At 67.4% G+C, this 19,455-nt stretch carries 19 protein-coding genes and 2 tRNA genes; 11 read left to right on the top strand and 10 right to left on the bottom strand.

The features are described from left to right. Positions 1–97: 97 nt before the first annotated feature. Positions 98–173, bottom strand: a tRNA-Val gene (locus BW981_RS00285). Between the two features lie 117 nt (positions 174–290). Between BW981_RS00285 and BW981_RS00280 the strand changes: the two genes are divergently transcribed. Next, positions 291–719 carry a hypothetical protein gene (locus BW981_RS00280; RefSeq protein WP_076435183.1) on the top strand — a complete coding sequence of 143 codons (429 nt, stop codon included), beginning with the start codon at positions 291–293 and terminating at the stop codon, positions 717–719. A 149-nt stretch (positions 720–868) separates the two neighbouring features. Beyond that, a tRNA-Asp gene (locus BW981_RS00275) sits at positions 869–945 on the top strand. 390 nt (positions 946–1,335) lie between these two features. Here the strand turns inward: BW981_RS00275 and BW981_RS00270 are convergent. Genes BW981_RS00270 through BW981_RS00260 form a run of 3 tightly spaced genes read right to left on the bottom strand, consistent with a single transcriptional unit; the run spans position 1,336 to position 4,288 of the window. Next, the gene (locus tag BW981_RS00270) at positions 1,336–2,100 is read right to left on the bottom strand and encodes an ABC transporter ATP-binding protein (RefSeq protein WP_076435181.1); all 765 of its coding nucleotides are present in this window, start codon (positions 2,098–2,100) and stop codon (positions 1,336–1,338) included. Further along, positions 2,097–3,155, bottom strand: coding sequence for a FecCD family ABC transporter permease (locus BW981_RS00265; RefSeq protein ID WP_083712070.1), 1,059 nt, complete (start codon positions 3,153–3,155; stop codon positions 2,097–2,099). The genes BW981_RS00270 and BW981_RS00265 overlap by 4 nt, the downstream gene beginning before the upstream one ends. Then, complete coding sequence (locus BW981_RS00260; protein WP_139333560.1) at positions 3,152–4,288, bottom strand: ABC transporter substrate-binding protein; 1,137 nt, start codon at positions 4,286–4,288, stop codon at positions 3,152–3,154. The genes BW981_RS00265 and BW981_RS00260 overlap by 4 nt, the downstream gene beginning before the upstream one ends. Positions 4,289–4,518: 230 nt before the next feature. Here BW981_RS00260 and BW981_RS00255 point away from each other — a divergent pair, with 230 nt between their 5' ends. The 4 genes from BW981_RS00255 to BW981_RS00240 all read left to right on the top strand — a co-directional run bounded on the left by BW981_RS00255 (position 4,519) and on the right by BW981_RS00240 (position 8,669). After that, the gene (locus tag BW981_RS00255) at positions 4,519–6,795 is read left to right on the top strand and encodes a TonB-dependent receptor (RefSeq protein ID WP_244560173.1); all 2,277 of its coding nucleotides are present in this window, start codon (positions 4,519–4,521) and stop codon (positions 6,793–6,795) included. 88 nt (positions 6,796–6,883) lie between these two features. Beyond that, positions 6,884–7,417 (top strand): hypothetical protein, encoded by a 534-nt coding sequence (locus tag BW981_RS00250; RefSeq protein WP_076436650.1) that lies wholly within the window; start codon positions 6,884–6,886, stop codon positions 7,415–7,417. Next, positions 7,414–8,028 (top strand): hypothetical protein, encoded by a 615-nt coding sequence (locus tag BW981_RS00245; RefSeq protein WP_076435177.1) that lies wholly within the window; start codon positions 7,414–7,416, stop codon positions 8,026–8,028. The genes BW981_RS00250 and BW981_RS00245 overlap by 4 nt, the downstream gene beginning before the upstream one ends. After that, the gene (locus BW981_RS00240) at positions 8,025–8,669 is read left to right on the top strand and encodes a hypothetical protein (RefSeq protein ID WP_076435175.1); all 645 of its coding nucleotides are present in this window, start codon (positions 8,025–8,027) and stop codon (positions 8,667–8,669) included. Before BW981_RS00245 ends, BW981_RS00240 begins: the two co-directional genes overlap by 4 nt. A 103-nt stretch (positions 8,670–8,772) precedes the next feature. On the opposite strand, the gene BW981_RS00235 is transcribed toward BW981_RS00240, so the two are convergent. The 5 genes from BW981_RS00235 to otnK form a co-directional block, all read right to left on the bottom strand. Continuing rightward, positions 8,773–9,315 carry an amidohydrolase family protein gene (locus tag BW981_RS00235; protein WP_076435173.1) on the bottom strand — a complete coding sequence of 181 codons (543 nt, stop codon included), beginning with the start codon at positions 9,313–9,315 and terminating at the stop codon, positions 8,773–8,775. 212 nt (positions 9,316–9,527) lie between these two features. Continuing rightward, on the bottom strand, positions 9,528–10,982 hold the full coding sequence (locus BW981_RS00230) for an amidase (protein ID WP_076435171.1): 1,455 nt from the start codon (positions 10,980–10,982) through the stop codon (positions 9,528–9,530). A gap of 78 nt (positions 10,983–11,060) precedes the next feature. Next, positions 11,061–11,792, bottom strand: coding sequence for an SDR family NAD(P)-dependent oxidoreductase (locus tag BW981_RS00225; RefSeq protein WP_076435169.1), 732 nt, complete (start codon positions 11,790–11,792; stop codon positions 11,061–11,063). 28 nt (positions 11,793–11,820) lie between these two features. Further along, positions 11,821–12,486 (bottom strand): class II aldolase/adducin family protein, encoded by a 666-nt coding sequence (locus BW981_RS00220; RefSeq protein ID WP_076435167.1) that lies wholly within the window; start codon positions 12,484–12,486, stop codon positions 11,821–11,823. Further along, entirely contained in the window at positions 12,483–13,751 is a 1,269-nt protein-coding gene (gene otnK, locus BW981_RS00215) for a 3-oxo-tetronate kinase (RefSeq protein WP_076435165.1), read from the bottom strand. Before otnK ends, BW981_RS00220 begins: the two co-directional genes overlap by 4 nt. Positions 13,752–13,840: 89 nt before the next feature. Between otnK and BW981_RS00210 the strand changes: the two genes are divergently transcribed. Further along, the gene (locus BW981_RS00210) at positions 13,841–14,707 is read left to right on the top strand and encodes a transketolase (protein WP_175624009.1); all 867 of its coding nucleotides are present in this window, start codon (positions 13,841–13,843) and stop codon (positions 14,705–14,707) included. Further along, positions 14,704–15,696 carry a transketolase family protein gene (locus BW981_RS00205; protein WP_083712066.1) on the top strand — a complete coding sequence of 331 codons (993 nt, stop codon included), beginning with the start codon at positions 14,704–14,706 and terminating at the stop codon, positions 15,694–15,696. The genes BW981_RS00210 and BW981_RS00205 overlap by 4 nt, the downstream gene beginning before the upstream one ends. Here the strand turns inward: BW981_RS00205 and BW981_RS00200 are convergent. Continuing rightward, complete coding sequence (locus BW981_RS00200) at positions 15,669–16,424, bottom strand: GntR family transcriptional regulator (RefSeq protein ID WP_076435163.1); 756 nt, start codon at positions 16,422–16,424, stop codon at positions 15,669–15,671. The two genes, BW981_RS00205 and BW981_RS00200, sit on opposite strands and share 28 nt — an antisense overlap. 189 nt (positions 16,425–16,613) lie before the next feature. Between BW981_RS00200 and BW981_RS00195 the strand changes: the two genes are divergently transcribed. Genes BW981_RS00195 through BW981_RS00185 form a run of 3 tightly spaced genes read left to right on the top strand, consistent with a single transcriptional unit; the run spans position 16,614 to position 19,410 of the window. Further along, the gene (locus tag BW981_RS00195) at positions 16,614–17,717 is read left to right on the top strand and encodes an ABC transporter ATP-binding protein (RefSeq protein ID WP_076435161.1); all 1,104 of its coding nucleotides are present in this window, start codon (positions 16,614–16,616) and stop codon (positions 17,715–17,717) included. Then, positions 17,714–18,583: an ABC transporter permease gene (locus tag BW981_RS00190; protein ID WP_076435159.1), complete on the top strand. Its 870-nt coding sequence runs from the start codon at positions 17,714–17,716 to the stop codon at positions 18,581–18,583. Before BW981_RS00195 ends, BW981_RS00190 begins: the two co-directional genes overlap by 4 nt. Beyond that, the gene (locus BW981_RS00185; RefSeq protein ID WP_076435157.1) at positions 18,580–19,410 is read left to right on the top strand and encodes an ABC transporter permease; all 831 of its coding nucleotides are present in this window, start codon (positions 18,580–18,582) and stop codon (positions 19,408–19,410) included. The genes BW981_RS00190 and BW981_RS00185 overlap by 4 nt, the downstream gene beginning before the upstream one ends. Positions 19,411–19,455 lie beyond the last annotated feature (45 nt).

The raw sequence follows: 19,455 nt of genomic DNA, 5'->3' as shown, positions 1-19,455 counted from the left end.
CAGCGACAATCAGAGGGAGCCGGCGCGAAAGCGCCGGCTTTTTCATGCCCGCAACGCTGCTGCGAAAGCCGGCTGTCAACGTTGCGATCTGGAGAGATGGTGGGCGGTGACGGGCTCGAACCGCCGACATCCTCGGTGTAAACGAGGCGCTCTACCGACTGAGCTAACCGCCCTTCGCGCCGCGTTTAAGGCTTCGGGTGCGCTATCGCAAGCGGAGTGAGTGGGCGGGCTTCGCGGGATGCGAGCGAGGGGGCGGAATTTCGCCATCTTCCGCATCGCTTCATGGGCGGATGAAATCGGTCTCTCGTCGTTTCTCGCTCCGGCTTCGGCTGGCGGTCGCCGGTGCTCTGGCTGCCGCCACGCAGGCGTCCGCCCAGACGGTGCTGCCCGATTCCTTCTTCGAGGGCCGCCCGGCCTTCTCGCGCGCCGAGGAAACGGGCCAGCCCGCGAGCTGCGAGACGATAGCGGCGCAGCTTCCCGATTCGGTTCCGCGCGATTCGCGCGTCGACCTGGCGATTGCCGGCCCGGTGACGCTGCTCCAGACAGACGGGACGGTCTGGTATGTCGCCGTGTGCTCCGACCCCGGCGTGCGCGTGCTGTGCGTGACCTATAGCGGCAAGGAGCTGAAGCTCGGCGACCATGTCGTGCTTCGCGGCGGCTACACCCGCCAGAACGCCCGCCACATCATGCTGGACCCCTGCCTGACCGCTCCCGAATGAGCCGCAGGGCCGGCGCCGCCGGCCGCCGGACAAGCGAAGCCGGGAATAATTCTCCGCCATTTTGATTTTGCCGGCATGGTCGGCTTGACAGCTCCGGCCTTGGGCAATACTCACCACACCGCTGACGGCGAACGCCTCAGCTGCCCTGCGCGGGCGTAGCTCAGTTGGTTAGAGTGCCGGCCTGTCACGCCGGAGGTCGCGGGTTCGAGCCCCGTCGCCCGCGCCATTTAATTCAATAAAATCATAGCCTTGTGTCCTCGCTGCTTTCGGTAATTCGGAGACGGTGGCAGGCACGTCGGAATTGCAGGCCCTGTTCGTTCGTGGCGCGGGCGCGCCTTCCGCGTCGGCGACCCTCCGGGACAGTGGACGCTGTTGCTATCTGAGCAGGCGTGCAGGTGTGCTGCAGCACCTTCGACTGGACGATCGCATTCCCCATGACATGAGACGAACGATTTCGCCCTCGAGCCAGATCGCCTGATCAGGTGCGGCTGCCGAGTTCGCGACGGCTAGCGACGGGTCGGTCTTGCCGCGAGTGTTGTTTGATCCCGGATTTTGACGGTGCGATCTTTCCAGCGAATGGACGTGGCGCTGTGGGCCAAATGCCGGGACTCAACGCTCAGCTGGCAATTGCCTGCTTGAGCTGGTGCAGCGGCACGATCGCGAAACCGGCTTGACCCTCCGTGTCGATGGCGATGCGCCGCACCGGCACGCCATACATGCGCGCGAGATTGGCCTCATCGGCAACCGCCTCGACAGGCCCCTGGATATGAGTGCCGTCCCGAAACATCAGCAATGCCTTGTCGGCGATGCCGAGTGCATGCTCGGGATGATGCGTCGTGAACAGGATGGCGAGGTGGTTGTCCCGGGACAGCCGATGCAGCAGGCGCAGCACGATGCCCTGGTTGGCAAGGTCGAGCGCCGAGGCCGGCTCGTCCAACACCAGGATACGCGCATCGCTGGCGAGAGCCCGCGCCAGAAGCACGAGCTGCCGCTGCCCGCCGCTTAGCCGATCGTAACGCGCCTCGGCGATGGCGGACAGGCCGACCTCGGCGAGGCATTCCCGTGCCCGGGCGAGGTCCTTGCGCCCTGGAGACTGGAAGCGGCCGAGGAAGCGGCTGCGACCCAGCAGCACCATTTCGAGCGCGCTGTAGCCCTGGTCGGCGTTGAGGGCTTGAGGGACGTAACCGATGGCCTCTGCTCCGGCACGGCTGCCGGCCCGCGGGGCCAGCGTGCCGCACAGAATGCGCAGAAGCGTCGTCTTTCCGGTGCCGTTGGGGCCCAGGATGGCGGTGATCTCGCCGGGCGTGGGCGTGAGCGAGAGGTCACGGAACAGCCATCGCGACGGCTGGAACCAGTGGCCGGTGTCGTGAAGCGCGATCATCGTGCCTTACCCGCAGCGTTCCGGCGCAGTAAATAGGCGAAGACAGGAGTGCCGACGATCGCGGTGACGATGCCGACCGGAATCTCCGCCGGTGTCAGGTCGCGCGCCAGCGTGTCGGCTGCGACCAGGAAGGTCGCCCCCATCAGCGTCGCGACCGGCAGGAGCCGGCGGTGATCGGAGCCGACGATCATCCGCGCCAGATTGGGAATGACCAGGCCAACCCAGCCGATCGTCCCGCTGACCGCCACCTGCGCCGAGATCGCTAGGCAGGTCGCTGTCAGCAGGATCAGCCGGTCGCGCACGGGATCGATGCCGAGCGTGCGCGCATCCTCGTCGCCGAGCGAGAGCGCGTTGATGCGCCAGCGCATGCCCAGCATGACCGCCCCAGAAAGCGCGGTGCAGGCACAGATCAGCCCGAGTTTCGGCCAGGTCGCGGCGGCAAAGCTGCCGAGCAGCCAGAAGACGATGCCGGGCAGCTTGGTCTCGGGATCGGCGACATAGGTGACGAGCCCGACCAGTGCCCCGCAGAAGGCGCTGACCACGACGCCCGCCAGCACAAGGGTCAGGATAGGTGAGAGGCCGTCACTGCGGTGAATGGCCAGGACGGTCGCAAGCGCCAGCGCCGCTCCGAGGAAAGCGCCCGCCTGTACGCCGACGCCGAAGCCGAAGAACAGGATCGCGGTGACGCCGCCGAGTGCCGCGCCGGAGGACGCGCCGATGGTCTGCGGGCCGACGAGCGGGTTGCGAAACAGCCCTTGCAACACCGCGCCGCTGAGCGACAGTCCCGCGCCGGCCACGGCGGCCATCAGCACGCGCGGCAGCCGCACGATTTCGACGACGACCAGCTCTGTCGGCGACCAGACCGGCGTGACCTCTGCAAGCCGTGCCGACAGGATCGCGAGCACATGGCCGAGCGGCACCGGATAACGGCCGGAGGCGATCGACCAGAGCAGAGTCGCGATCAGCCCGGCGAAGAGAACGGCCACCAGCGCGGCCCAGCCGAGCCGCCCGGCGCCGACGGTCGCGCGCTCGACAATATCGCTACGCTGGTTCATCGCGCCAGGAACCGATCGTAACCGGTCGAGCTGCGATTTTCTCTGGCGAAGAGGATGCCGTCGATCTCTTCGTCGCTGAGCCCGTGGCCGTAAAGGAAATCGTACCAGCTGCGCATACGCGATCGCAGGTCGCCAGGGGCGCGGTCGGGATGAAGGAGCCCCGCGAGCCAGATCCAGGTCAGGGCCGATTCCTGGCTCGGAGGGTCCCAGCGATAGCCTCCCAGCGGCATGCGGTAGATTCGCCGCGACCGGACGGCCTCGACGCCTTGCCAGCGCGGATCGGCGTAGAGATCGGCCGGCATCACCGTGTCGAAATTGCCGAGGAGGACGACCTGGGGATTCCAGGCGAGGATCTGCTCGATGGTGACCGTGGCGGAGGGGGGCGTCTCGGCGGCGACATTGGCTCCGCCAGCCAGGCGGATGGAGAAGTCATTGAATGTCTTGGGGCCGGCCGCACGATAGGCGTTGGAGGCGCGGCCGAGATAAAGCACACGCGGACGCTGGCTCTCCGGGATGTCCGCAAGGGCGGCCTTCATCGTGGACAATTGCGCGGCCTGTCGCGAAACCAGTTCGCTGGCGCGCTGCTCCTGGCCCGCCGCCTGTCCCATCATCGCGATGTAGCCCGCCATGTCCTCCTGCGAGCCATAGCGCATCCCGAGCACCTTGAGCCCGGTGCGTTCCAGCGTGGTCAGCGCGTCGTCGCCGGCCGTCGCCCACTGGAATACGGCGTCGGGCTTGAGTGCGAGGATGGTCTCGACATTCGCGGCGGTGCCGGCCCCGAGCGTGATGTCGGTCGCGATTTTCGCATAGCCGGGGAAAAGCCGGCCCAGGATGCCGTCGCGCATCGCGGCGGCGGAGGCGGCGTTCATGCCCGCGATCCCGCGCTCGCTACGGTTGATCGCGACATAGGTCGAGGCGGCCGGCATCGGGAGGAAGACCGCGCGCTCGGCCGGCTTGTCGAAAACGAAGCTCTTGCCGCGCTGATCGGTGATCTCGGCCGCCGCGGAAGGGAGCGGCTCGGCGGCGAGGGTCGCAAATATCAGCGCGAGCGCGCCCCGCCGGCGCCAAGCGTGCCGGTGCGGGGCCATCGCTGGAGCAGGGCCGACCCCGAATGCGCGGCGTGATTCCATCATATCGGTTTCCAAAGCTTGCCCGGTCCGGTTCGCGGTGGCATCGGTGCGCGCTTGCGCGCAATCCGGAGCTCCTGAAACAAATTCCGTAAGCTCGCAATAGGATTCGATCTAGAATATTAAAGATTAGAACTGTTACAAATAACATGTTTTCGCATGCACTTGCTTATATTCCGTAGGTTCGGATAAGCGAATATTGTTATCCACGCCTATAGAAAGCAGACGACATGTTGGTGCCGTTATTCGTTGCCCTCCAGCAGGGGCGGCCACGCCGTTCGGTGCCCCGTCTCGGCCGCGAGAAGCGCGCCGCTGCGTTGCGCATGTCGGCATCCCTGATCGCGCTGTCTTCGGGCCTCGTGCTGTCGACGACCGGCTACGCGCAGACGCGCGGTCCTGCAGAGGAGCCCCTGGTTCAGCTCCCGACGGTCAACGTGACCGGAGGCGGCAACCGCGATTCCCTGCTTCCGCGTGGCGGGCAGCTCCCGCGGCCTGAGACGATCCAGACCCAGATCACGCAGAGCGCGACCGTGGTCGAGCGGGCCGAGATCGAGCAAACCTCGCCGACTGGCCTTCTCGACATTCTCGCAACGGTGCCCGGCATATCCGTCGCGCGCGCTGGCGGAATCGGTGGTCAAATCTATCTTCGCGGCTTCAGTTCGAACAATTTCCGCTCGCCCCTCTATGTGGACGGCAACCGCTTCCGCGGCCGCAATACGCTGCAGCTCAACTATTTTGCGCCTGGCGAGATCGAGCGCGTCGAGGTGATCCGCGGTCCGGCCTCGCTGCTCTATGGCAGCGAGGCTTTGACGGGCCTCGTCAATATCGTGACCCGCACGCCCCGCGGCGATCCGGGCGGCCCGTTCCGGATGACCGGCGGTGGCGTCTCGAGCGGTTTCGGCTCGGCTGCGAAGTCGCTGACCACCGACGGCTGGATCGAGGGTGCCGGCGGCGGTTTCGACTTCCTCGGAAGCCTGAATGGCCGCTGGGGCAACGACTACGAGACGCCGCTCGGCAAGGCTCCCAACAGCGACTACCGCAGCCTCGGCGGCAGCTTCAAGCTCGGATACACGCCGGTGGCCGGCCACCGCTTCGAATTATCGGCGCGCCGCTACACGGAGGTGGACGGGCGCGCCGGCGGTGTCGGCGGTGCGCCGGGCGCGCCCTATGTCAACGTTCGGCAAAGCCCGAACGAAGTGACGATGGGGCGGTTCTCCTACACGGGAGAGTTCGATGGCCTGTTCAAGAAGGTCGAGGCGTCGATCTACGCCAATTACTATGACACCCAGCTGAAGACGATCAACAACACCATCAATGCGCGCGGGATCACGACGCGCCGGGTGGAGTCGACCAGCCAGGTCATCGGCCCACTCGTCATCGGCGGCCGAGTGGTCGGCACGATCCCATGGAGCTTCGGCCTCGGAGAAGGCAAGACGCTTGTCGGCGCCGATGCCTTCAAGGAGGACCGTCCGGGCAGCAAGGGATGGTCTGCCACCAGCAATTTCAATGCGACCACAGCCGCCCTGACCAGCCGGGTAGTCGCCAACAGGGCGAAGAACGGGCCGGACACGACGCAGACCAATGCCGGGGTCTTCATGCTGCACGAGTGGACGCCCGTGCAGCAGCTCACGCTGTCGGCCGGCGCCCGCTACGACTGGTTCCGCACCACCTCGGGCCTCGAGCTCGTGCCGGCCTCGGTGCTTCCGGCCTTCATCGGCAACAACGAGACGACCAGCAGCGCGCCGACCGGCAGCGCCGGCGCCGTGCTCCGGGTCCTGCCCAATGTCGACCTGCTGGCGAATGTCGGAACGTCCTTCCGGCAGCCGACCAATTCGGAACTTTACGCGTTCTCGGCCACGACGATTCCAAATCCCTCGCTAAAGCCCGAGAAGGGCGTGACGGTCGAGGGCGGCGTGCGCTTCCACACGGGTGCTGCCGAACTGAAGGTCACGGCCTTCAAGAGCAATTACCAGAACTTCCTGCAGAGCACGGCTGTCAGGTTCAACGGGCTCTCGGGCTTCACCCAGAGCCAGAACATCGGCAAGGCCGAAGTCCGGGGCGTCGAGGTCGAGGGCCGCTGGCAGGCGACCGACACCATCAACCTCTTCGGCACGCTGGCCTATCTGCGCGGCGACAACGAGACGACCAACCAGCCGCTGCCTTTCCTCGCGCCCTGGCGCGGGCGGGTCGGCGTCCAATATGCGGCCCCGGATGCGTCCTACTCGGTCAAGGCCGTCGTGGATTGGGCGGCGCGCAAGACACGCATCGTCCCGGCACAGGAATTCGAGACGGCGGCCTATGCGATTCCAAAAATCTACGCGACGCTGCATCTCGGCAAGCTGATTTCGCCATCGCTCGGCGACACCAAGTTGATCATCGGCGTCGAGAACATCTTCGACCGGACCTATCGGGATGCTTCGACCTTCGTGAACACGGCTTATGCCCAGAGCCTGACCAATCCACTGGTCGAGGCTGGCCGCAACTACACCCTCAAGCTTCAGCATACCTTCTGAATGCTGTTGCCGGCCGGGCCTCGGCCGCCCCCTTGCGGGGTGGCAAAGACCCAGCCCGGTGCGGCGGCACAATGGCAAGGAGATTGTCTTGGATACCTCTCGGGCCGGCTGGCCGGTCATCATCATCCAGGGCGAGGAGGAGCCGATCCGGATCGGCTTCGAGGCGCTCGCCGCCTATCACGGACAAGGCGCGCTCGCCATGCTCGCCGTGGCGTTCCAGGCGCAGGTTACCGCGCTGGCGCTGCTCTCGCCCGGTGCTCCGGTCCGCCGGGAGGCCCTTTCCGTGGTCAGCGGCCATCCCGGACCCGGCGTGCGCGACGCGTTCGAGTTCGTCACCCGGGCGCTGACGCGCGGGGTCTATGTCGTCGACAAGTCGCTGCCGGAAGCGCGCCTCGTGCCCGGCTTCGACATCTCCTACAGCTTCCGCGTCACGCTCGACGGCAAGACGGTCGAACTCGCGCTCAAGCCCGACATCTTGCCGGCTCGCTTCTTCGCCCTGACCTTCAAGCGCGACCGCAGCGAGGCGGAGAACGCCGAGGCGCGGCTTCTGCGGCGGGCCATTGCCAGAGATATCCTGACGCGGCCGGCGGAATCGCTCTTCACCACAAGGCCTCTGCCGTGACGAAGCCCGCGCTCTATTTCAGCTTCGGCCATCCCGAGGGATCGGGAGCGGGGCTGGCAGCCCGGTCAGGGGCGGCCGGGCGCATCGAGCGCTGCGACATCTACGCTTTCGACGAAATCGATCTCGACCTCTATGGCGCGCTGCTGATCAGCATGCACGCCGACCAGCGCTTCCTCGCCGGCCGGGCGGAGCGGATCGAACGGTTTCTGCTGGAGGGTGGTACGGTCGTGGCCAACGGCCATGTTGCCTATCCCTTCCTGCCGGGCATCGGGACGGCGCGGACGCTGCCGCATTATGGGTTGGACGATCTCCGGATCCTGCGGCTCGTGGAGCACCCGATCTGGGCGGGCGTCTCGGGCGAGGATCTCACCTTCAGGCGCGGCGTGGCGGGCTTCTATGGCCGAAGCTGGCACGAACTGCCGCCCGGTGCGCTGGCAATCAATGCCGTCGGCGCGCCCGACCGGGTGCTCGACATCCTCCATCCCGTCGGCCGGGGCCGCGTGCTGCTGCATGGCGGCAATGATCTCTGGCAGTTCGGCGGGCCGGGTTCGACGGCACGCCTCGTGCCGCAGTTCCTCGAATGGCTCTTCACGCCGGAGTCCAGGCCATGACGCTCGCCGTACTCGATGGCGGTACTTTCTACCATCACGCGACCATCCACGGGCCGCGCTATCGCGAGCTCTTCGACCGCGTCATCTACATGCGCGAGCTCGTGCCGGCCGACCTCGACGATGTCGGCCTGTTGCTCGTGCCGGATCGGATCAATCCGGACCTGTTGCGGGCGCAGAGCGATATCTTCACGGGCTTCCTGGCGCGCGGCCTGACGCTCGTCGTCCTCGGCGAGAACCAGGTCGAGACCTGGCTGCCGGGCATCGCCTGGTCGCCGCGGCCGACGAATTTCTGGTGGTGGCTCGAGAGGGATGCTGTTCCGGAACAACGCCTTGTCGCGCCGGATCACGAGCTTTTCGCTGCCGTGCCCTTTACCGACACGGTCTGGCACTATCACGGGGTGCTGACGCCCCCGGCGGGAGCGCGGACGCTGATCGATGTGCCGCCCGATGCACAGGGGCGCGATCAGGGTGGGGCGCTGCTCTACGACGACCGCTCGAGCTTTCCGGGCCGGGCGATCGTGGCGACGCTGGACCCGTTCTATCATCACGGTAGCAATTTCATGCCGGCGACGACCCGCTTCCTCGACGGTTTCCTGCCTTGGGCAAGACAGGTTGCAACTGAGGCACGGCCGCATGCCTGAAGTCGGGATTGGCATCGCGTCCGCCCATCGCCGCCCAACCTTTCGGGCGTTGGGGCTAGGACAAGCGCGTGGCGGTTCGATCACACGAAGACCGGTGGGGTCATCATGATCCGGCGGAGTCTTGCCGCCAATGTGGCTCGAAGCGGGGCGCATGTCCGGCTGCCTGGGCGATCTGCCGGGCCCGCTGCGTCGCTTCGCCCAGCACATCGTCAAAGGATGGCCCCTTCGCAAAGCCGCCATCACGGTAGGCCACGGCACCGTTGACGCTCACAGCCTTCGCGTCGGAGCCCTTGCCGGCGCTGATGAAGGTCGAGAGCGGCCGGTTCAGCACGCCGATACGGGGCTTGTGCATGTCGAAAACCGCGATGTCTGCGCGCTTGCCTGGCTCCAGCGAGCCGATCTCGTGCTCAAGCCCGAGCACCCTTGCGCCATTGATGGTCGCCATCTCGATCGTGCGCTCGACCGGCATACACGTCGGATCGATATGCCAGACATGCTGCATCAGCGTACAGATCTTCATCTGCTCGACCATGTCGACGGGGTAGTCGACGATCGGCCCGTCGGTGCCGAGCGCCGTATTGATGCCCGCCGCCTGGGCCTTGGCAAAGGGCGCTTTTCGCGCCCGCTTTTTCTTTCTGAGCTTCACGCGCGCTCTCGCCGCGGTTCGCATCGCCGCAGCGCGCGGTGGCGAGCATCGGGAAGCCGACTGCGTCATTGCATGGTCGGGTGCGGATGCATGTCGAGCCGCTGCCCGAGCCTCTCTGTCGCATCGATGGCCTGTTCATGATCGAGCTCGGCATTCAACGGCTGCCCGCAGTCGAGGGTTGGCCGTTTCCGTCCGTCTTCAGACGGATCTCGTCACGGCGCCGAAGCGCTGCTGCTTTCGCGGATCGCGAAGTCTGGCCGGCGTGAGGAGGCCTCACCTACCCCTTCGAAAGCAGCACAGGCCTGCAGCACCCCGAGATCGTCGAACCGCCGGCCGACGATTTGCAGGCCGACGGGCAGGCCTGCGCGCGTGAAGCCGCAGGGCACGCTCGCCGCCGGCTGGCCCGACATGTTGAAGGGGTAGAGAAATTCGGACCAGGCGAGCCAGTCCCACTCGTGCTCGGGCCAGTGCGCCGGCTGGACCCGCTCGACGGGGAAAGCCGCGACCGAGCATGTCGGCGTGATCAGGAAGTCGTAGTCTTCGAGGAAGGCCGACATCTGCGCGATATAGGCGTATTTGCGCTCGCGGGCGTTGATGAACTCGGCTGCCGTGTAGTTCGCGCCCTCGCGGATGCAGGCGACGAGATCGGAGCCCATCTTCTCCGCCCATTCGTCCAAGAGCGGCGCGCGACGGCCCCACAGCACGCTCCAGAAGAAGCGCCCGAGCTCCGGGCCGAGCGGTCCCCAATCCGGCGCAGTCTCGACGATCTCGGCGCCAAGCTCTCCGGCGAAGACCTGGGCGGCTCCCCGGACGATGGTCGCGATCTCGGGGTCGACCCGCGCATGGCCGAGATCGGGGCTGAAGGCGATCCGCTTGCCCTTCAGCGAGCCTGACAGTCTTTCGAGATAAGGCGCGGGCTCAGCCTCGCAGCAGGTGTGGTCAAGCGGATGCGGCCCTGCCATCACCTCCAGCATGAGCGCCGCATCCGCGACGGAGCGGGTCATCGGGCCGATATAGGTCGCAAGGTCGTTGTTCGAGACCGGTACGTGCGGCACGCGACCATAGGTCGGCTTGAAGCCGAAGATGCCGCAGAAATGCGCGGGCATGCGGATCGATCCGGCGCCGTCCGATCCCAGATGAAGCGGCCCGAAGCCCGCGGCGGCCGCGACGCCGGCCCCGGCCGAGGAGGCGCCGGCGTTCAGCCCGTGCCCCCAGGGGTTGTGCGTGACGCCGGTGACAGGGTTGCGGCTCAGGCCCGACCAGCCGAATTCCGACATGGTCGTCTTGCCGAGGATCACGGCGCCCTCGGCGCGCAGCCGGGCGACGACGGGGTTGTCCTGCGTCGCGACCTTGCCCTTCAGGGCGTGCGTACAGGTCGCGGTTTCCAGGCCGGCGACATCGTAGGCGTCCTTGATCGTGACGGGTACGCCCTCCAGCCGGCGTGCGGTGCCGGCCGCGATGCGCGCCTGCGACTCGCGCGCTGCGGCCTGAGCCTGATCCTCGACCAAGACCGAGAAAGCGTTCAGAGATGGGTTCAGCGCTGCGATCCGCTCATAGATCGCGCCGACGACCTCCGGCGGAGAGAGGGATGTGTCGCCATAGGCCTGCCGCAACGCCGCGGCAGACATGTAGCCGAGCTCGGCATGAGGGTCGCAAACACCAGTCATTGGCTTCATCCTCAGCTCGCGGCCTGGGCCGCTCAAGATCGACCGCGGCCTCGGGGCCGCTCATTGGTTGCGCGTGGCTTACGGCAGGCGCGGGGTCCGCAGGCCGGCGGTCTCCCCGCCATCGACCGTCAGCACGGCGCCATTAACGTAGCTCGCCTTCTCCGACAGCAGCCATTCGACCACGTCGGCGACCTCGCCGGGCGTGCCGAGGCGCCCGGCCGGAATGCGCAGCTCCAGCTGGCGCAGGCGCAGTTCGTCGGCCATGACCCTCGCCATCATCCGTGTGGCGATCTGGCCGGGGCAGATCGCATTGAAGCGGACCTCCTCGCCGAATTCGAGTGCCAGCGATTGCGTCATGGCGATCACGGCGGCCTTGGAGGCGCAATAGACGGCGAGCCCTTCTTCGCCAGCACGCCCGGCCACCGAGGCGACATTCACCACCGAGCCGCGCCCGGCCCTGAGGCCCGCAAGCGCATGGCGTGTGAACAGGAAGGTCGAGCGGGCATTCACGCCCATCACGATGTCCCAGTCCTCGGCGGTCGCGGTTGCGAACTCCATGCGGCGGCCGAGGCCGGCATTGTTGACGAGGCCGCTCAGCCGACCCGCCCCAAGGTCCAGCGCGGCTTCGACAACGCGGCGGCAATCGGCCTCTTCGGCGACATCTCCCGCAACGAAATGCGTGCCCGGATGGGCGGCGGCGAGCGCCTCGCCCGCCTCGCGATCGCGGCCGGTAAAGACGACGCCTCCGGGCGCGAGCCTTTCGACGCAGGCACGGCCGATGCCGTGCGTGCCGCCGGTGACGATGATCATGATGGCGATCCCCCCTATCCTGAGGCGTTCAGATTGCGGCCAGCCGACTCCGGCCATAATCGGCATAGCGGTCCAGGACGATATCCATCTCCTGCGGCGTCAACTCGACGACCTCGCCCGCCTGGCGGGCAAGGAGATATTGCCGGGCCAGCATGTCGAGCTTCACCGTGCGGGCGAGCGCCTGCTGCAGCGTCGGCGCGTGACAGACCATGCCATGGTTGGCCATCAGGCAGGCGTTGAACCTGGTGCCGAGCGCCGCGACGACCCCATCGGCGAGCGCCTGGGTCCCGAACGGCGCATAGGGCGCGCAGGGCACCTCGTGCCCGCCGAAAGAGGCGACCATGTAGTGGAAGGGGGGCATCGGCCGGCGCAGGCAGGAGAGGGCAACGCAGGCATCGGGATGGGCATGGATCACCGCCTGCGCCAGTCCGGCGGCATAGATGCCGCCATGAATGGCCCATTCGCTGGAGGGCACGCCCGCGGACAGCGCGGTCCCGTCGAAGCGGGCCAGAACGAAATCCTCCGGGACGACGGTGGCGCCGTCCGCGCCGGTCGGGCTGATCAGCATGTGCTGGCCGAGCCGGATGCTGATGTTACCGGCGTTGCCGATGCTGAGCCCGGCTCGCTCGATCGCCCGGTAGACCTGGGCGAGTTCGGTGCGCGCCTCGGTGTCCGTCATGATGGCGGCGCTCATGGCTGCTCTCCGCGTTCCATGCTCGCGAGCATCGGCAGGAGCATGTCTTCCGGCCCAAGCTTGCCCGATTTGAGGCAGAAGGCGAGGGGAATGGCCCCTTCCGCCAGCGCCTGGGAAATGCCGGGCGCACGGTAGGCGCCGACGCGCAGCGAAGTGATGCCCAGCCTGTCGAGCACGGCGCCGGAGGTCTCCCCGCCGCAGATCAGGAAGCGCGTCACCCCTGCCTCGCGGAAGGCTTCGGCCAAGGTGGACAGCACCTCCTCCGCGAGCGAGGCGGCATGCCGCTGGCCCAGCCTGGCCTGTGCCTCGGCGACGGCCTCCGGCCCGGCTGAGGTGGCGATCGCGACGGGCCCATCGGCCAGGCGAGGGAGCGCCCAGTCGAGCGCCTGGGTGATCAGGCTTTGCGCGTCGCCCTCGATCAGATCGAGTGTCAGCACCGGGCGCTGCTCGGCGAAAACCTCAAGCTGGCGCCGCGTGCGATCGGCGCAACTGCCGGCCAGCACGACGCCCGGCCCCGGCACCGGCGGCAATCGGGGAGCGTGGAGATCGGGGGCGATCAGGCCGCGTTCCCGCCACAGGGCCGGATAGTAAGCCGCGATCGAGGAATTGCCGGTCATCAGCGGCCAGTCGACCGTCAGCTCAGCCAGCGCGGCGAGATCCTCCGGCACTGCGGCGTCCGCCAGGGCGAAGCCGATGCCGGACGCTCCCAGTCTCTCGCAATGGGCTTTCATCGCGTCCAGACCGGCCCGGACCACCTGTTGCGGGACCAGCCCGACCCCGGTGGGCGTCTGCGCTTGCAGCACCCGCACCAGATCGGGATCGGTCATCGGCGTCAGCGGGTCGTGGCGCTTCGGCGACTCCGAGATCAGGCGGTCATCGGCGAAGAGGTGGCCCTGGAAGACGCGCCGGCCGGCTTCGGGAAAGGAAGGGCAGAAGGCGGTGAGGCTGCTGCCGGTCAGTTCGCGCAAGGCGTCGGCGCAGTTGCCGATATTGCCGGCGGGCGTCGAATCGAAGGTTGCGCAATATTTGAAGAACAGCTGTCGGGCCCCGCGATCTCGCAGCCACTGCCCCGTCTGCCGGATGTCAGCCGTCGCCATGGCGGGATCGGCGACGCGCGTGCGTCGGCCGATGACGATGGCGGGCTCGTCCGGGCGCTCCGGGGGGGTGGTGGCAAAGGCGCAGGGCACGCCCGCAGCGACGAGCATGGCCGCCAGCTCCAGCCCGCCGGTCAGGTCGTCGGCCACCGCGCCAAATACCAAACTCATCGCGCTGCCTCTCTAGACGAGGTTTGAATATATCATATACTGACATGCATCCGTGGCTTGGCAAGAGCCTCCGGACAGGGGAGGCGATAATGCTGGACGACGGAAGGGGTGACAGGCAGCCTGCGCGACGCGTCCGCGATCCGGCCGAGCTGGCCGGCATCGCGCTGAGGTTGCGGCGCAAGGTGATCGATCTCGTCGCGCCGACCGGGCAGGGCTATGTTCAGCAGGGGCTTGGGGCGGCGGACCTGTTCGCCGTGCTCTATTTCGCCGAGCTGCGGCTCGATCCGGCCGATCAGGACTGGGTCTCGCGGGACCGCCTGTTGCTCTCGACGGCCCACAACACGGCGATTTTCTATGCCACGCTGGCCGAGCGGGGGCTCGTGCCGACAGACGCGATCGCCGACTACTGCAAGGACGGCTCGGCCTTCGAGGTCAATGCATCGGAGCGGGTCGGAACGGTGATCGAGGCGACCTGCGGGTCGCTGGGGCAGGGCCTTTCGGTCGGTATCGGCATGGCGCTCGCGGCCCGGCGGCGCCAGGACGGCGCCCGGGTCTATGTCGTGCTCGGCGACGGCGAATTGCAGGAAGGGCAGGTCTGGGAGGCGGCGCTGCTGGCCGGCAGCCTCGGCCTCGACAATCTGTGCCTGCTGATCGACGACAACCGCATGCAGGTCGAAGGCCATGTCGACGCGGTGGTGAAACTGGAGCCCATCGCCGGGAAATTCGCCAGCTTCGGATGGGCGCAGGAGGCCGTGGACGGTCATGACATCCCGGCGCTGCTCGCCGCGCTCGACCGGGCGCGCACGACGCCGGGCCGGCCGAGCTGCCTCGTCGTGCGGACGCTGCCCGGCAAGGGTGTCCCCGCGCTGGAAGGTATTCTGGCTCATAATCTCAAGCTGCCGGACGATGTCGCAGCAATGGCACGCAAGGCGCTGGCGATGGAGAGCCACCCATGACCTCCGCCACATCGCAATCATTGGCCGTCGAGGATTTCAACCAGCGCGGGGCCGCGGCCGCACCGGCCCGCAAATTCTATGGCGAGACGCTGCTGGAACTCGCCCGGCAGGACCCCCGCATCGTCTGCCTGACCGCCGACCTCACGCTCTCGACCGAGACCGATCTCTTCCGCGATGCGTTGCCGGGGCGATTCCATCAGGTCGGCATCGCGGAGGCCAACATGATCGGGCTCGCCGGCGGCATGGCCCGCAGCGGTGAGATCCCCTTCGTCCACTCCTTCTGCGTCTTCGCCACCCGGCGCTGCTACGACCAGATCGCGATGCAGGTCGCCTATCCCAACCTGCCGGTGAAGATCGTCGGCGTGATCCCGGGGCTGACGACGATGCTGGGGGTGTCGCATCAGGCGATCGACGACGTCGCTCTGATGCGGGCGCTGCCGAACATGACGGCGATCGAGCCCAGCGGTCCGGCGGCCGTGCCAGCGGCCGTGCGAGCCGCGCTCGCCCATGACGGGCCGGTCTATCTGCGCCTGAAGCGAGCGGACGGGACCGAGGCCGGTATCGTCGCCGAGGAGGGCGCCCTGCCGCTCGGGCGCATGCGGGTGCTGCGCACGCCTGGCGAGGGCCTGCTGCTCGCCTGCGGGATGATGGTCGAGGCGTCTCTGGCAGCCGCCGAGATCCTGGCGGCGGAGGGCCTAACCGTTGGCGTGGCGGATGTGCCGACACTGAAGCCGCTGGACCCGGCCATCGCCGAGATCGCGACCGGCCTGCGCGCCGTGGTGACTGCCGAGAACCACTCCATCATCGGCGGTCTCGGCAGCGCCGTCGCCGAGTTGCTGATGGAAGCCGGGGTCCGGACGGGCTTCCGTCGCGTCGGCGTGCGCGACGTCTTCGCCGAAGGCGGCACGACGCCCTATCTCTTCGCGCGCTATGGGCTGACGGCCGAGGCGATCGCGCAGGCCTATCGCGACGCGCGCGGAGGCGGCTGATGCGGGACGGCGTCGCGGGCGAGCTTGCGGGTGTCGCCGACGGATTCGAGCAATTGCACGAGCTTGACCCCGCCCTGGCGCATGTCAGTCTGGACGGCGTCGCGCACGCCCGCTCCATCTCGCGCGCGCAGCCTCTCGAGGATGTGGAGATGCTCGTGAGGCCCGGGATAGGTCGGCGCCGCATGGGGATAGTGGTAGTTGAGCAGTGGGCCGTTGCGCATCCAGATGTCGTCGAGGATGGCGAGCAGTTCCGGCATCTCCGCTGCCTCGTAGAGCCGGTGGTGGAAGCGCCAGTTCGCCCTGACCGCGTCCGACCAGCGCCCCTCCGCTTCGGCGGCGACGAGTTCCTGATGCAGGGCCGCCATCTGATCGATGCCGTCATCGCCGATCCTGGGCGTCGCGTTCTCGGCGGCGAGCCCTTCGAGGAAGAGCCTGATCGTCCGGAGCTCGAGATACTGGGCGAGGGACATATGCGCGACGATGATCGAGCGTCCGTCGATCAGCTCCAGCGCTCGGGCGCGCACGAGCTGCATCAGCGCCTCGCGGATCGGCGTCTCGGATACGTGCATCGAGGCGGCCAGCTCGCGGATCTTGAAGCGATGGCCCGGCCAGAACCGGCCTTCCATCAGCGCCACGCGCAGGTTGTTGTAGACGATGCGCGTCAGGCTGTCGCGCGCCACGGGCTCGATCGCGCCGCCCTGCAGAAAGTTGTCGTCCGCGTTCGTCACGCTGCATCCTCGAAGGCCCTGGTGGCAGGCCGGACGCCACCCATAAAACAAATGAACCCAGCCCGAAACGCGAAAATCCGGCGAAAAACGGGGCTGGCCGCCGCGCGCTGGCGGGCGGAGCGAGCCCCGGCGATTGGGGCTTGCCAACTTCGATATATCAAATATTCTTTTCGGCCATAAGGGGATTTCATGCTGCAGCCTGCCGACCTGTCCAGCCGCTCCATCGGCATCGAGATCGACGGCCTTGTGAAGCGGTTCGGCGCGGTGAAGGCGGTGGACAGCGTCTCGCTCGCCGTGGAACCGGGCGAGTTCCTGGCGCTGCTCGGCCCGTCCGGCTCCGGCAAGACGACCATCCTCATGGCGATCGCCGGCTTCGAGTATCCGGACGAGGGTCGCATCCGCGTCGGCGGCGAGGACATCACCTGGGTTCCGCCGAGCCGGCGCAATCTCGGGATGGTCTTCCAGAAATACACGCTGTTCCCGCATATGAGCGTGCTCGAGAACATCGCCTTCCCGCTGAAGATGCGCGGCGTCGGACGCGCCGAGCGGGAGGAGCGGGCGCGGGCGGCACTGTCGACCGTGCGGCTCGACGGCTACGGCGAGCGAAAGCCCTCGCAGCTCTCGGGTGGCCAGCAGCAGCGCGTCGCAATCGCGCGCGCCATTGTCTACAAGCCCCGTGTCCTGCTGATGGACGAGCCGCTCTCGGCGCTCGACAAGAATCTCCGGGAGGAGATGCAGATCGAGACCAAGCATCTCCAGCGCGAGATCGGCGTGACCGTCGTCTTCGTCACCCACGACCAGACCGAAGCGCTGACGATGGCCGACCGCGTCGCGGTGCTCGACCACGGACGGCTGCAGCAGATCGGCTCGCCGCACGACCTCTACGAGACGCCGCGGACGGCTTTCGTCGCCGGCTTCATCGGTGAGACCAATTTCTGCGCGGGCCGGACGCTCTGCGCCGGCGTCGCCGGGCAACGCATCTCCGTCGCGCTCGCTTGCGGGCATGCCGTCGAGGCGCTCGCCGTTGGAGCGCTTGCGGAGGGAGTGCCGGTGAAGATCGCGATCCGCCCCGAGCGGCTAAGCCTCGTCGAGGCGGGAGGCGGCCTGCCGGCGCGGGTGGAAGAGGCGATTTACGCCGGCAACGCCACCACGCTGCTGCTGGCGACGCCGTCCGGGCAGACCCTTCGGCTGCGCGTTCCGGCCGGCGGAGCCGGCGGCTCGCCCGCGATCGGGGAGGCAGTGGGCCTGAGCTGGCGGGCCGAGGATGCCAGGGCCTTCGGAGATGCCGCATGAGCGCCCGCCCGGCACGATGGCTGCTCGGCGGGCGTCATTACAGCGAGGTCGCGAGCCTGGCTCTTGCGGCGCCGTTCCTGATCCTGGCTTTCGTCGCCTTCATCCTGCCGCTTGGATCGCTGTTGCATGAAAGCCTCTTCCTGCCGGCGCCGACGCTCGCTCACTACGAGCGGGCGGTGACCGAGCCGGTCTATCTGCGGGTGATGCTGCGCACGCTGCGCATCGCGGCGTCTGTCACGGTGCTGACGCTGCTGCTGGCCTGGCCTCTCGCCTGGTTGATGGCGCGCAGCAGCGGCCTGAAGCTCGCCATCCTTGTCGCATCGGTGCTGCTGCCGCTCTGGACCTCGGTCCTCGTGCGCACCTATGCCTGGATGGTGCTGCTGCAGAAGAACGGGGTGATCAACCAGCTCCTGATGGGCGCCGGCATCACATCGGAGCCGTTGCGGCTGCTCTATACAGAGGGCGCCGTCGTGCTGGCGATGAGCCACGTCCTCCTGCCCTTCATGGTACTGCCGATCTTTTCGGCGCTGCGCGGCATCCCGGACGATTACAGCCGTGCGGCGCAGATGCTGGGGGCCTCGGAATGGGCGACCTTCCGCGAGGTGATCTTCCCGCTGTCGCTGCCGGGCGTGACCTCGGGCTGCCTGATGGTGTTCCTGCTGGCGCTCGGCTTCTTCGTCACTCCAGCGCTGATCGGCGGGCCGCAACAGATGATGATCGCGACGCTGGTGTCCCAGCAGGTGCGCGAGATGCTCGACTGGTCCTTCGCCGGCGCGCTCGTTGGCGTGCTCCTGGCCTTCGTCCTTCTGATCGCGATCCTGTTCAAACGCGCGGTCCGGCTCGACCGCTTCGTGGGGTCGGCATGAGCGCGCAACATCGCCAGGGTTCGTCCCGCCATGCCGGCCGCGCCGCGATCGGCGCCGTCGCCTATGCCGTCACGGTGTTCCTGCTGCTGCCGACACTGGTCATCATGCCGATGTCGGTGGGGCCCGAGCGCTATCTGCGTTTTCCGCCGAACGGCTTTTCGTTGCGCTGGTACGCCGAGTATTTCGGCGATGCCGACTGGATCAACGCCACGCTGTTCAGCCTCGAGATCGGCGTCGTCACGACGATCGCCGCCACCGTCGTCGGCACCATGCTGGCGCTGGCGCTGGTGCGTGGGCGCCTGCCGGGCAAGGGGCTGGTGGAACTGCTGGTGATCGGGCCGGTCATCGTGCCGCATATCGCGCTGGCCGTGGCGATGTTCCTGGTCTTCGAGCAATTGCGGCTGACCGGCACGCTGCTGGGATTTGCGATGGCGCACACGATCCTCGCGCTGCCTTTCGTGGTCTTCACGGTGCTGGCGGCGCTCTACCGCTTCGACGCCGATCTGGAACGGGCCGCGCTGTCCTGCGGGGCGGGGCCGCTGCGGACCTTCCGCCATGTTACCTTGCCGCTGATCGCGCCCGGCGTTGTTTCGGCGGCGCTCTTTGCCTTCATCATCTCCTTCGACGAGGCGGTGGTGTCGTTCTTCATCTCCAACCTCGATCGCAAGACCCTGCCGCGGAAGATGTTCGAGGACATCGATTACAACGTCTCGCCGACGCTCGCCGCCGTCGCCACCATGCTGACGCTGCTGACGATCGTCGCGCTCGTCGGCAGCCACTTGATCAAGAGCCGTCTCGACCGCCGCACCAGAACGGCAACGGACTGAACCAGCCATCACCGCCGTCCCGAATCCGAAGGCAACAAGGGGAGC

The organism is Allobosea sp. TND4EK4, from assembly GCF_900156025.1.
Classification (GTDB): Bacteria; Pseudomonadota; Alphaproteobacteria; order Rhizobiales; family Beijerinckiaceae; genus Allobosea.
Note: the sequence above shows the minus strand (reverse complement) of the source record. Positions and strands in the feature narration are given on the sequence as shown.